The organism is Chitinivibrionales bacterium, assembly GCA_014728215.1.
Taxonomy (GTDB): Bacteria; Fibrobacterota; Chitinivibrionia; order Chitinivibrionales; family WJKA01; genus WJKA01.
In genome coordinates this window covers 1-14511 of sequence record WJLZ01000182.1, presented here as the reverse complement: position 1 = coordinate 14511, position 14511 = coordinate 1, and the positions used below count along the sequence as shown (strand labels likewise).

Annotated in this window: 7 protein-coding genes; 5 read left to right on the top strand and 2 right to left on the bottom strand. The window is 48.4% G+C overall.

The features are described 5' to 3' along the window. The first annotated feature begins 206 nt into the window (after positions 1–206). Positions 207–2183, top strand: coding sequence for a 1-deoxy-D-xylulose-5-phosphate synthase (dxs, locus tag GF401_15800; GenBank protein ID MBD3346518.1), 1977 nt, complete (start codon positions 207–209; stop codon positions 2181–2183). A 6-nt stretch (positions 2184–2189) separates the two neighbouring features. Here the strand turns inward: dxs and GF401_15795 are convergent, their stop codons facing one another. After that, positions 2190–4406 carry a hypothetical protein gene (locus tag GF401_15795; protein ID MBD3346517.1) on the bottom strand — a complete coding sequence of 739 codons (2217 nt, stop codon included), beginning with the start codon at positions 4404–4406 and terminating at the stop codon, positions 2190–2192. Between the two features lie 251 nt (positions 4407–4657). Here GF401_15795 and GF401_15790 point away from each other — a divergent pair, with 251 nt between their 5' ends. The 4 genes from GF401_15790 (at position 4658) to GF401_15775 (ending at position 11815) form a co-directional block, all read left to right on the top strand. Next, positions 4658–5755 carry a hypothetical protein gene (locus tag GF401_15790; protein MBD3346516.1) on the top strand — a complete coding sequence of 366 codons (1098 nt, stop codon included), beginning with the start codon at positions 4658–4660 and terminating at the stop codon, positions 5753–5755. Beyond that, positions 5752–8403, top strand: coding sequence for a hypothetical protein (locus tag GF401_15785; protein MBD3346515.1), 2652 nt, complete (start codon positions 5752–5754; stop codon positions 8401–8403). The genes GF401_15790 and GF401_15785 overlap by 4 nt, the downstream gene beginning before the upstream one ends. Before the next feature lie 8 nt (positions 8404–8411). Continuing rightward, the gene (locus GF401_15780; protein ID MBD3346514.1) at positions 8412–10670 is read left to right on the top strand and encodes a hypothetical protein; all 2259 of its coding nucleotides are present in this window, start codon (positions 8412–8414) and stop codon (positions 10668–10670) included. A 557-nt stretch (positions 10671–11227) separates the two neighbouring features. Continuing rightward, positions 11228–11815, top strand: coding sequence for an alpha/beta fold hydrolase (locus tag GF401_15775; protein ID MBD3346513.1), 588 nt, complete (start codon positions 11228–11230; stop codon positions 11813–11815). A 281-nt stretch (positions 11816–12096) separates the two neighbouring features. Here the strand turns inward: GF401_15775 and GF401_15770 are convergent, their stop codons facing one another. Beyond that, a complete protein-coding gene (locus GF401_15770; GenBank protein ID MBD3346512.1) occupies positions 12097–14211 on the bottom strand; it encodes a hypothetical protein in 2115 nt (704 codons plus the stop codon). Between the last annotated feature and the right edge of the window lie 300 nt (positions 14212–14511).

The following is a 14511-nucleotide window of genomic DNA, read 5'->3' as shown; positions in this document are numbered from 1 at the left end:
TTGATCATATTCATCGATTGAGGTATCTTTAAAGAATCAGCACGGTTATATATCAGTATTGTATATTGTTATGCTATATATATTTATAGACTCTACCCGATAGCGGAGTACTTCCGGAAAAGTGCTTCAGGGTCGTATAAAACGCATTTGATTGGAATACAAAAGGTCTTCCTGCTGATGCAGAACATTATTTTTATATACCTTTAATGGAACAGATTGTGCCGACAGTGAAAGAAAATCAACAGCGGTCCAGAAAAACCACAAAACAGAAACGTAAGACACCGTCTCCCGAGCAACCGAAGCGGCTCATCGATACGATAGATTCCCCCCGGGATCTTCGAAAAATACCTTTAAATAAGCTGCGCCTTGTTGCCCGGGAGATCCGCGAGCTTATGCTCGATAATGTCAGCCAACACGGCGGTCATCTCGCTCCCAGTCTGGGTGCAGTCGAGCTTGCTATTGCTCTCCATTATGTTTACGATACTCCCAAAGATAAGCTTGTCTGGGATGTGGGACATCAGGCATACGCGCATAAAATTCTTACCGGACGGCGGGAGAATTTCAACACACTCCGTCAATACAAAGGAATCAGCGGGTTCCCCCGAATCTCGGAAAGTGAATACGACACCGTCTCTACCGGTCATGCATCGACATCCATATCCACCAGCCTGGGTATTGCCATGGCACGGGATATTAAAAAAGAGAAATTTGATGTAGTGGCGGTTATCGGGGATGGTTCCCTTTCGGGCGGCCTTGCTTTCGAAGGCTTAAATAACCTGGGGACCCATTCGACCAAAATGACAATCATCCTTAATGACAACAAGATGTCTATCTCGAAAAACGTGGGCGCCCTGTCACGCTATCTGACCCGGGTTATTACCGACCGGCGGTTTCATAAAATCAAAGGACAGGTCTGGCAACTTCTGGGGAATATGTCCCATGTAGGGAAAAGCATCCGAAACCTGGTGCACGATATCGACGATACTCTGAAGCATTTTGTTATTCCGGGCAAGCTGTTTGAGGATATGGGAATCCGGTATTTTGGTCCTGTTGACGGCCATAATATTGCAGAAATGATCGAGGTATTTAAATTTGCCCGCGACACCTCCAAGGAACCGGCTATTATTCATGTGATCACCAAAAAAGGAAAAGGCTACCGCTTTGCCGAAGACGACGCCACCAAATATCATGGCATATCGGCCTTTTCGAAAACCACCGGAACAGTCAATGGGAAAGGGAAAAAGGGGCCGACTTACAGCCAGGTTTTCGGAAAATCCCTTGTCGAGTTTGGCGCCAAACGAAAGGATATTGTCGCCATTACCGCGGCCATGCCCGACGGCACCGGGCTGAAATTTTTCAGAGATACCTATCCCGATCGCTTTTTTGATGTCGGTATTGCCGAGTCCCACGCTGTGACTTTTTCAGCAGGATTGGCCCTGAACGGTCTCAAACCGGTCGTCGCCCTCTATTCAACCTTTCTTCAGCGGGCCTACGACCAGATTATGCATGATGTTGCTCTGGATAAGCTTCCGATCGTGTTCTGTATCGACCGGGCGGGTCTCGTAGGTGATGACGGCCCGACTCATCATGGCATGTTTGATCTCTCCTTTCTCCGCACCGTTCCCCGGGCGTTAATCATGACACCCAAGGATGAACGGGAACTGAAAAATATGCTGTTGACAGCGCTTGAATACAACGATGGGCCCTCCTTCCTCCGCTACCCTCGTGGTTCAGGATTGGGTGTTCCATTGGATAAAAATCCCGCCCCCCTGCCGATCGGCAGGCCGGAAATCGAAAGGGAGGGTAAAAAATGCGCGATAATAGCAACGGGGGTCACCTGTGCCGCGGCACAGGAAGCCATAACACTGCTCGAAAAAGAGAGCATCTCCCCGGCACTTGTCAGCGCTCGTTTTGTAAAGCCTCTCGATAAAGCATTTTACACAAAGCTTTTCGATTCCTATTCTCATATTATCACCCTTGAAAACAATATCCTTTCCGGCGGATTCGGCTCAGGCATCCTCGAACTTGCCACTCAAAGCGGGAAAAAGGGGCTTCCGAAATTTCTCTGCCTGGGCTATCCCGATGAATTCGTCGAACACGGCGACCTGAAAATCCTTCTGAAAAATCTCAAGCTCGACGCCGAAGGCATTGCAAAGCAGATACGCGCTTTTGTGAAAGGCTGAGTCACCTCACAGCAACGTTATCACTTTCCCGGCGATCTCGTTGTCCGCTCTGATTTTCAGGATATACGAGCTGTGCGAAACAGCGTTATCAACCGCTGTCCATTCAACCCGGTTCATCCCTGCAATATCGGTGTAATTCCATCGCCGAATAAGCTTCCCGGTAACAGTGAAAAGCATTATTGATAGTTGTTCGGGATTTTCGATCACACTCCAGTCAAAATGCAACACAAGACTGCGTCCGGTTACCTGCGCATGAATTCCATTCACCAGCTTTTTACCATTCAGACTGGTATTTTTTACATCAGTAACCGAATTACCCTCAGCTTCAATCGAAGCTAATGTGTCATCAGCTGACGGAAAGATATCTTCAGCCAGAAGGTCCGGCACCCCACGAGTGACATAATGTTCCGCCACTGAATCCGGAAGCACATCTTCTTCAAGCGCAAGCAACGCATATTCCTCATCAACAAAACCCAACGTGGCGGCCATCGATGACGGTTTCTCTGATCCAAGAAACAATAAATTCCGATCTGCCCCCACCAGCCGTGCATATTGCATGGGATCACCACTCTCTATTGCCAATGGTTTTTCGGTAAAGGAAGCAAAGGATGTTCCGTTAAGATAGATATTCCAGTGTATCCTGCGTTCCAGAGGCTCCGCAGTAAAGAGCTTCAGTTCATACGAAGGCATCCGGTATCTCTGCCGGTAATTGAAATAGGAGCTTCGCGTATCCGAACGTACATAAGTGCTGCACGAGTTTGTTCCATTCGATAATACCGCAGTTGCAGTCAGCGAATGATTATACATTGCAGCAAATGCATTAATATCCACACCAGGCCAGAAAAGCTTTTGTGGAGGATATAACGATGCATTAAACCACTGGTATTTCTGCAAATGTTCTATAAGGCCGGAGACTTCGATGGATGGATCCCAGGCTATCGATCCGACATTTCTCTTTTCCCGAATCCACTCGGGTCCAGCCGTCACCAAAATAAGATGCCTGAGCACTCCAGTGTTATTTGTAAAAAGCGAGAGTGCCTCCTGCAACGCATTTTCGAATTCAGAAAATGATTTCGCAACAATGCTGTCGATCTGTGCCTGAGTGAGTTGCGGTCCCCTGCCGGACTGAGGATTTCCAAACTGCCGTGTACCGATCTCATATAAGAAGCTCATCATCCGGCTATACTCCGGACCGCCTTTGCGATCGAGATTGAAAATGATCCGTTCATTGCCGCCTTTATCGATAATCAAAGCAACCTTTTTCTTTTTCTCGTGAAGTGCAATCAGAAATTGCTGCAGAAGATTCGATTGTTCCACGATCTGTTTGCCATACCTGCTGAGTACTTCACTATTGTTCCATCGCCAGAGAATGACAAATTCCTCTTTTAAAGCAGAATTAAAAACGATATTATCAGGAGTCATGCCGATAAAGTGGACCATTTCGCCGCTCAATCGTGCAGTGGAAAAATTACTTACATACAAACGTGAACCTGTTTGGGTAAACAACTGCGGTGTGATATATCGAAAACAGTTATACGAATACCTTCCTGCACCGGGCTCAAGGGTCATCGAATCCGCAGTTATTTCCTGCATGGCTCCCGAAGATGATTCGAGGTAGAATGAAGATACCTCCGATCCTTTGTAAATCACATATTCAGCATTATCCGAAAAGGCGTGCGGAAATCCGATCTTCGTTGTGCCATTCAACTCTTGTGATGGAATAAGATAGCGCATTCGCATTTTTCGCGTACCGCCCCAGCTTACCGGAAAAATTGACATATAATAATTATCAGGGGCCCAACCGTATTCGAAGATAACCGGGTCTCGTGGCGGAGGAGGAATATCGGCATCCCGGTCGACGACTTCTTCGTACTGCTTCCGGGCTTCTTCAACGGATTTTAGTTTTGCTTTCAGGATATCATCACCATTCCACAGCAGCATTCCTGTAACAACAGAACCTCTCTCAAGATTGATATTGCCGACAATCTCCAGAGCATTTTTAAATGAATCCGGTTCCACCCCATTAACATCAAATTCCCAATCCAGTTCAATATCCAGATAATCCGGATAAACGGTTATCCGGAATAATTCCCGGATTATCTTCGATGTTCCATTCCAGGGTACCCCCTGAGTTGATTGACTTCTAAAGGTAGCATGCTGATAGCCGATTGCAAAAACAACATTAAAAAGCAGTAAAGCAGACAGAAACATTTTTCTTATCATGATCCCTCCGGGAAAAGGTTATGAATCTTTTTCACCTTTAATAATACAAAATATTTTGCAGGAAAATGCTTTCGGAGAGTAAAAAGCGTTTTCTGGATGGAAACACTGATATTTAAGAGGAGCATGTATGAAAAGGCAACGGCGAACACCTGTATTTAACTGAATTCTAGTAAAAATCATACCCACCTTATATGTATCACATTATATATTACAGACAACATACTGGTCTTTGGTCAAATAACGGAAAGCATATGAGTTTCAAAAAGCATCTTTCCCGTCTGTTCATCCTCCATTTTTTTGTAGTGTTTCCATTACTTGGAGTAACCGTCGATCTTATCCCCTCTCTTCCTTCCACCATGACCAATGCCCATATTTCGCAATTCGATATTTTTGCCTCCGGTCTGGGTCCGCTCATGTTTGTCATCCAGATAACCAATCCCGACGATTCGACCTATACCGGGCTTCGGCTCCGCTACCGGGTGTATCTGGACAGTGAATCTGCGGGAACACAGGGAAATCAGCGTATCTATGAAGGCCTGTCGAACACATTTTCGATCAAGCCTTACGAGAGTATCCTTATCAAGAGTAATGATTTTCTCACCGAGAACAACCTCGCCGTGCGGACATCGATACAAACAACCGTGTATGAACTAAAGGATCCCTCGATCAAGGAAAAAATCTCCATCGGCCAGCGTATTCCCGACGGCGCCATCGAATTCAGGCTCGATCTCGAAAGAAGCGTGTCGGGTATAGTTATCGACAATGATTTCTCTCAACACACGATTACCAATGTAACCTATGTGATTCCAGATTACCCCGGTCGGGAGGCATCCGGCGGTGCACAAACTATTTATGAACCCCGTCCGGTCTTTTCGTGGCGGTCCGATCTTCTACCGGGTGTTTATGGTACCGAAGACATCTTTACCATTTACATCTACGAAGAAGTCCCCGGCGGTTCCATGGCCGATGCAATCAGCCGCCCGCCCTTTCACAGTGCATCGGTGAATGCACTTTCCTATGTCATTCCACTGTCATCACCTCAGCTCGAACCGGGTACAACCTATTACTGGAATGTACACGCAAAAATAAAGGGAGCTACTTCCAGCTTGATCAAAAGCCCGGTATATGCCTTTACAATTTATAAAGTCGCCAACCCGCGCGTCTGGGAGATAATCCAGCAGCTGCGGCTTATTATCGATGATGAAAGTGTTTTCGAAAAAATTGCAGGCTATGATAACGACGCCTCGATCTATATCAACGGCGAGAAGAAAAATCTGGCGGAACTGAAACAGTTTGTTGCCGAAGTGTTAGTTGAAGAGACGGACCTTGAGAAAGTGGATGTTCGATGATGAAAAGCCGGGACAAAAAACGTGCAATTCGTGCCGGGATGATTCTTGTTTGCCTGACAGGCGCCGGCATTCATATTTCTGCCGCGGAACCGCAGGAAATCGCGCTTGTGGTCCGCACCCGGGGGCTGGTGACGGTATCCTATGATATCGACCGAAAAAGCAGCGATATCGTAACCAAAGGGTATACCGCAGTATCCGGGGCCCGTTTCCAGACCGGGAAACGGGGTTTTGCAGAAATTGTCTGTATCGGCAGCAGAAGCAGTGTTATTCTCCGCCCCGATACCGAAGCGGATTTTTACTTTACCCGCGACAGAAACCGCTCAAGCGAAATTGTCAAAGTACATTCCGGTCGGGTGATGTTTGACGTCCGCACGCGCGCCGGTTATTCCTTTGACGCCACCGCGCCCTCAACACTCATCTGGATCGAGCGCGGCGCCGGCTTTTTGGATGTTACCGGAGCCGGCGGCGAATCGACATTCTATGTTTTAACCGGCAACGCCAAAATCGCCGATGATGAAAGCGGCGTCTGGCATACGCTCGGTCCCGGATCGGTGGGGTATGCCGGAACCGGGAATCGGGTTTACACAGGATCGATCTCCCGGGGACAGACCCGAACGCTGTACGGCATGATCGAGCTGATGCAGAAACTGAAAGGTGATGCCCGGGTTACCAGCAGGCTGACAATTCAGGAAACCGACGGTGGTACAACTGAACCCCGGGGAGAAGCCGCGGCACTTAATGGTGCCGGTGTCGAAATAAAGGCAGTGCCGGAAATCGGCATCAGCTTTACCCACTGGGAACTAATCAGCGGTAATGCCGCATTTCTGGATGCTTCACAGGAGTCGACATCGGTTATCGTCTCATCAAACTCAATCATTGCCCCACAGTTTTCGCAATCCCCTGCTCAAATCGAAGTACTTTCAACCGATGGAGGTAAAGTAACCCCTTCAGGAACAATAACCATAGAAAAAGGGGCACCCTTTCCCCTGGCGATTCTCCCTTCACTGGGCTATGAATGCACAGGATGGAAAAAAGGACGGCGTGTGGGGGTTAAACAGATAAACCGGGATACCGCCCTCGTTACCCTGTCGGCCGACAGAGGTTCGGTAACCGCCCGGTTTATACCGAAACAGTATACTATTGTTACTGGTGCCAAGAAAGGCGGACGTATTTCCAATAAAGAGACCCGTACCGGGATCTATCTGGATACCATTCCCCTTTCGGCACAGGCTGATGATGGGTATCAGTTTATTTCCTGGTCGATTGAAAGCGGAACCGCGCAAATCATCAAGCCCCGCAAGGCGGCAACCCGCCTGGTAATCGACACCAGTGATGCTACCGTTGCAGCGCATTTCTCCGACAATCCCTATTCAGTAGTGATTATCGACCACCCCCAGGCGGAAATCACCCCGGTCGATTCGGTTTTTGTGAAACGGCGAGAGCATCTCTCTGTTGTTGCCGGGGTTCATGATGGGTATATGCTAACGGAGTGGAATGTCGCCTCGGGGAGAGCTTCTGTTACAGGGAGCGAACAAGCGGAGATTAACGCAAAATCCGATTGCATTATTATGCCATCAATTACCGAAAAGGCCTTTACCCTTACCCTCGTTGCAGAAGAGGGTGGTTCGGTGGTACCCTCTGAGCCCATACGAATTATCCACGGCACCCCAACGATTATTACCGCCCAGCCCGACAATGGTCAACAATTTCTCAACTGGCAAATTCAGAGCGGATGGGCCGATATCGAGGACCCGCAGCAAGATACCACGCCGGTTACCCTTACCACTTCCGATGCGATGATTAATGCGATCTTTGCAGCCCGGATCTGCACGGTGACGGTGGGGGCAACAAAGGGCGGTTATACCGAACCCGGGGGAAATATCAAGGTACCCGAAGGCGGCTCACTGACCCTCCAGGCAGTACCCAATCCCAAAGCAGCCTTTATTGCATGGAAGCTTCCCGAAAACAGCGATGACCTCGAACTCTCCGACACGATCGCATCAACGGAGATCAGCCTCTCCAATATCCGGCAATCGATGGAAATCGAGGCACTTTTTTCCACCGAAACAGTCGAAATGACCGTTTTAACAAATGGGCTTGGCTCCACCGAGCCCGACGGCAAGGAGTATTTCGTTGCCAACCGGTGGTCTGCGGTTGACGCCACTCCGGCCAAAGGCAATGCCTTTCTGCAATGGATAACCGTCTCCGGTACCGAAGTTGAGTTCAAAGATCCGTACGCGGCAAAAACCGAAGTCAACCCCGGCATCGACGAAAGCATTATTAAAGCGCTCTTTGTTCCCGGCGATTCGCTGATTACAGGAGGCGTCTCCGGCGATTCCTTTCAATTGACCATCGAGTTCGATCCCGCCCGGGGCAGTATCGATACCGATGCTCGGCAAGCGGTAAAAGCGGGAATTCCGGTGACCGTAACGGCGGCCCCGGCCGATGGATATACATTCACCCAATGGCGGGTTACCCGGGGCTCCGCCCTTGTCTCCAATGTGCAGAATGCAACAACAATTATAACCCTGAGCCGTGATGACGCCCTGATAAAAGCCGAATTCGAACAACGGCCGATTACATCACTGAAAGTAATTTTCGAAAACAGCAGCAACCGCACCAGGACCCTTGAGGCTGATTTCCGGTAGTCAAATCTATGAACACCCAAACCCTTATGTTCCGGTTTTCTGCATTGCTCTTTCTCACGGGGATTTCGTCACACCTCCAGGGAAGCGAGGTTGTGTCACTCACTCCGCAGCCGGATGAATTCGTGCTGTTCGAAGATTTCTTTGTCTCCTTTGCCTACAGCGGGCTGAGTGGACCGGTTAGCCGGGTCAAACTATTTTTCGACAAGCAGGATATCTCCTCCAAAGCACGCATTACCGGTTCGACGGTCACGTTCATTCCCGGCGAAGATTTCATGAATCGCCCGGACCTGGCCGGCCCTCATATCGTAACCGTTATTCTCTACGGTTCTCACCGGAAACAACTTGCCGATGCTTCGGTGCGGTTTTATCTGACACAAGAGGAAACCGTTTCCGATGAAAAACGGAAGGAGATGAAACAGAAAGGCCGGGAGCTTAAGGCGGTGACCCCCCAAAAGATCGTTCATACCGGAAGGATCAACAGTGAACTCGGCTACCGGAATTTCCATGACAGCACCCACAGCGCGGCTATTCTCGAAGCCTCGGGGAACGGTTACCGGGGTAAACAGTTTTACAATTACAATCTCTCACTTACCACCGATGAAGACAAACACCGTCAAACCCTCCAGCGGTTCAGGATCGGCGCCGGCCACAGTCATATGCTCCGTTTGAGTATTGGGGACAATTTCCCCGCCTACAACACGTTCATACTCCGCGATCAGCGGGTAAGGGGGCTGGAGGTCAACATGGAATCATCCGATCGCCGCTTTGGTATCGACGTCGTATTCGGAAATACACAGCGTGCAATCGCCCCCTATGTGGTTGATAATAAAGCGTTGGCAACTGCGGAGATAATGTACGATACCGCAGAAAATTTTATCGATACGGTCAATGCATTCAACCGCAAGGTAAGCGGGTATGCCGACGGCACATTCAAACGCTCACTCTTTGCCGCACGATTTCAAGTCGGCACTGAGAAACGATTCAGAATAGGCCTTGATATCCTTAAAGCAAAGGATAACCCCAAGTCAATCGACCAGATATCACTTCTGGCGCCCAACATCTCCCTCGACAGCAGCGGCGCCGATACATCACTTGCCGATACGGTATTCAAAAAGCAGATACGAGGTGTTACTCCCAAAGATAACATCGCCGGCGGCCTCGATGCACGCCTTTCCCTGTGGAAACGACGTATCACTCTCTTTTCTGACTTTGCATTCAGCTTTTTGACTAATGATATCTCCAACGGCCCCAGTTCCAATGATGAAATCTCCGATGCTCTGGGAGAAGATGCCTCACTGCCGATCTGGCCCAATGACATTAAAGGGGTCATTATCATTAACGAAACGAGCACCCCCCTTCCCATCCCGGTTGATTCTACCGAAACGATCAATGCCGGAGCGCTGGGCAATTCAATTATCTGGGACGCCGGCCTGAAACTGCACATGCCGATCGGGAGTGTCGATGAAGAATTCGAATTTACCTATCTCTACGCAGGAACCAATTATCGCTCCCTGGGTAATGAAAACCAGCAGAATGACAAGGCAGGAATCATCATTTCCAATGGTGTCCGTGTTTTTGACCGGCGGGTCTATGTGCGAGGGGGGCTTTCATGGTACAGAAACGATCTTGCCGGGCTCAAATCAGCTCCAGCCCACATGCTCGGGTTCAACCTCATGGGAACGCTCTTCTGGAGCCCCTCGCTGCCGATCGTAACGATAACCCTGATGAGCAACAGTGAAGAAGTGAATTCATCGGTTGCCGCCGACAGCAGAGACAACCGGTTCGGTATAATCGGCGCGAGTATTCAGTACTCCCGGAAGTTTGGTATTACCGACAATACTGTCACGTTCTCGGTCAATAATTCCCGTTCCCGGCTCGAGTTCGGGGCGCTGCTCGACGATATAGCTCTGGATGTCAACACCGGCATTCTGGCGCTTACCACCCGGTACGATGATTACCCTTTCGACACTCGTTTATCCGCAACGGTCAACACCTCCAAAGGCGACTACGGTCTGACCCTTGTCTCCCCTTCCGCCGGTATCACCCGGCACTTTATCCCCGATGAAATGCGTGCCGATCTCGACCTCACATTCGAGCACTACAACGACCGTAACGCCGACCCTGTCAACGAAATCGCCTTCCAGTCAAGCTGGGCCTGGGAAATCACCACCCATCACTCGCTCTTTGCCCGGGGAGAAATCAGTACCATGATCAGTGAAGCCCTGTGGGATAATCAAGTAAGTCTGGCCTATGAGTTCCGGTTTTAGAACTGTGCTGCCCGCAGATGATACGGATACGACGGATTTACATAGTCTGGAAATATCCGAATCAAGAAAGAAAAACTACTATTTCCTCAAATATGCCCTGTTTTTCTTCTTTCTTTCTTAACTACAAACCCAAAATCCGTGAACATCCGTGGCGTCCGCGTTCTATTTTCTTATGTTGTTAAGTTCGGTTCAGTTGCGAAAAAACTCCGGCTATTTTCGGTTTTGCGTGGTCCGATCTGCGAGGATTACCCCATAGCTCAACCCCGCCACATCATTCTTTCTATGCATCCCTCGGGATGCATAGCTACCAATAAGCATTTTCAACGTGGGTTGTAAAGGGACGGCAGTCCCTTTCCTCATACAAAGATTCTACAGACATGCCGGCACTAACGAGCTTGAAAATCCGGCATTTGCCTTTCTTACCGACCGCCGGCACTGTTTTATAACAACCTCTATGAAGTTTGTGAGAGATAATTATTTTTATTATAGAACGCCGATGATGTTGATTTTCATACTCACGTGGGAAAGATCCGGGCCCGGCCCGAACCGGTTTGGCAATGCAAATACAAGCGATTTTTATCCATGGCCTGGGAAACACCTCCGACTGGTGGTCCCCCTTTCTTCCATCCATAGAGGAATTGGGCATTACGCCCCGCTTTCCCGACCTCCCCACAATCGGTCCTTCGCTGCCCGATGACTGGTTAAAAGCGGTTCAAAACACGGTTGACTCTCATGATGGTCCCACCGTTCTTATCGGCCATTCCCTGGGAGCATCGACTGCCGTGCTTGGGGCTTGTACCCGCAAAGTCGGGAATATTTTTCTACTGGCACTTCCGGTATATAGCCCCGGCATCATCCCCTCAGCCCCTACTCATGCAGCCCTGTCGCAGTCTGAAGGCGCGGCGGTGGCGCGGTTTGTTATCAAGGCACAGAGACGGATCGAGAAAGTCCCCTGCCCGGCATATTTTTTTATCGGAGAACATGACGAAATAATTTCCAGCGAGTACGCTGATTCGATAATCGATAACCTGCACATTATTAAAAATGCCGACCATGATCTCGCATCATCAGCCGACAGTGTATCTGCAGTAGGCGAAACAGTCGCCGCAGCCTGTTCTGAGCTTCTCGGTCCACCCTCAAATTGACAAATACGTTTACCGACAGCAAAAACGAGATAGCTCGGTTATATATTTACAGGTAAACACATGTTTACCGACTTAACAAGGCAAAAGGAATGCCTTTATTGTGCGATTAAATACAAGATCTATCGCGGCTCCTGTGGAGGGCATTAGAGACAATGCTGATGAGGTAGAAGACCAAAAAGAAGAGGACGAAGAAAATGTAATCCGTCTACACCCGTCTCTATTTAACTTTCAAGGTGAGCGCGTGATCCTATTCATTCGATTCTGCAATCGGAAAAATCGCCTCACTTATACCGGATTACATATACAGTTGAGGCACTTTTAATGGTTTGGGGCAGCGATACGGTCGCGCTGTTTTCACAATTGCTTCGATTATACCGGAAAATGCATTTTCCCAGTAAATTATAGATCGAAAAGCCCGACACTCCTATTTCCATCATGACATGACCGAGCCCTGCAAGAGTCCCTGTGGAAATGATCCGTGTTGGAGGTGCGCCGTGCCTGCCGGTTTTATACAACCCTTTTTTAGCAGCCTGAATGGAGCCATCAGACCCTCTGCCCCAGTAATCGACTGCCCGTACACTGTAAAATCCCTTTTGTGAGGGGCCTCGATGCATAAATCCACTGCAGATTATATCAGGCTCATTGACCCGCACACCATCGCTCTGAGCGTTCTCAGCATAGAGGACTTCGTAGGTCTTCATCATCTTTGAGGGTGATTCATCCCAGAGCACCAGGTATTCAGGAGTGCCATCAATACCACTATATTCCTTTACCCGTACATTTTTCACTGGTGCAGGAGCCTGGGCCGGCTTCCTGCAGAGGAGCATCAGGCTTACCGAATTCTTTGGAAGATCGATTGTATCGGTATAGGAATTCCCGGCAAAGGTCATAACTTTTGGAATATCGATCCTTTCCAGTTCCTGGTTTTTACGGAGTTCTTCAATATGCTCAACGGAGGGTGTTTGCTCACTATTCCAAAGTCTGTAAGGATTCGAGTGGCTTTTGTCGATACGGTAATGAACAACACACCCTTGAGAAAAAGGAATATCATTAACCATTATCCGGGTGCTGATATCCTGTGTCACAGCCTTGTTTTCATTGAGATCCTCATTGAAAAGCAACACGGCAATTTGAGAATCACAGGCGGTTGCGATTACCCCTGCATTAGTGTATATATCAGGCCCGCCAGCGACTTCACACCGGGTATCACCCATCAACGAGAGCATGGTCCGCACATTGTGGACCGGCTTTTTTATCAAGGCAAAATTGTCCCTGTCGCCGATCAACGTAAACTGGGTCCGCTGCTTCCAATCTCCCACATAGGCGTCATCACAGGCAGCAGAGAGTACTGGAGAGTCGAGGGAATCGACAATTCTGAGCAGATGATGATTAAGAGAGTTGCAGACAAAAGCCGCGTGATTCGGCCCGGCACGCCAGGTTAGATCCTTTGTCCACCCCGGAAGGGGGTCTGCTTCTCCATTCATAAAAGGAATATCACTCAACTGAGGAAAAAGCGTTCGTAAACTGTCGATCAAGGCCACCGATTCTCCTACCATTTCATCGGCGTCGGTCTTGATATGGACGGCGAAATAATCGATTGACGATCCTTGTTCGCCGGTGATTGCATTGGTCCCCGACAGACAATGTTGAAAAAGCTCACGAGGGAATTCACCCTCTGCATTTCCCGGCCCTCCAAATCGAAATGTCGAATCGACATCCTTCACTCCCTGCGATGCCGCATCCCAGTAACTGAAATATTCCAACTTCTCCAGATTACGGCTGACCAGACGCCAGAAGGGGGTGTTTGGTTCGTTCCACGAATCAAAATACCAGCTCCGGACTTCATCGATACCATACCGATCGACACAATGCTGCACGAAAGCCTTTACCATAAGATAATAAGCCCGTATTTCCTGCGGCTGAATAAAGGTGAAAAAAGCCCCCACCGAGTTTGATGAATAGGTCTGCAAACCAATATCATGAATAGTGCCTTCGGTGGGATTACCCATAATGGGCGCTACTATTTTCAGACCGTTTTCGACATGCAAATCGAGCAGTGAATCGATCAATGTCCAGTCGTAAACTGCATTCTCGCCGACAATATCGGTTCCGGCAATGAGGTCAAGAAGCCACATGAACCGCATGTACTTTATTCCATCGTGGGGAACCGTTCCCAGATATTCTACATACTGCTTGTAGATGGTTTCGAGACTGTCACTGAAAAAAGAATTGGCATTCGGCGTGCCGGTCTGGTGATATAAGCGTACAAAAGGGCCTGCAGGCTGTGAACAATCTATCGACATGTCCACAGGACCGGAAAAGACACTGCATGCAAGAAAGAGAACAATTATATGTACTTTTAAAAATTCCATTTTATTCGGAAACCTGATAATCATATAATACTCCTCCCCGGTGTGCTTAGAGCCTATCCTGAAACCTCTTTGTGCCTGATTACAGATAATATAGGCCCTTTGTAATAATACAGTGAGTATAAATGTGTATTAACCTACTTTATTTTTACTTATTTCACTTTTTTTGGAATATTTTATCTATTGCAGTACTGTCCAAAATAAATTGAAATATCGAAAATAACTGACATTGCAGTCAATATAGCCCGATTTTTTTATCGTAATTGAATCGAAGTTTACGTTATACAATTATTTTGATTGTTGAACGCCGATGACGCTAATTTGGCT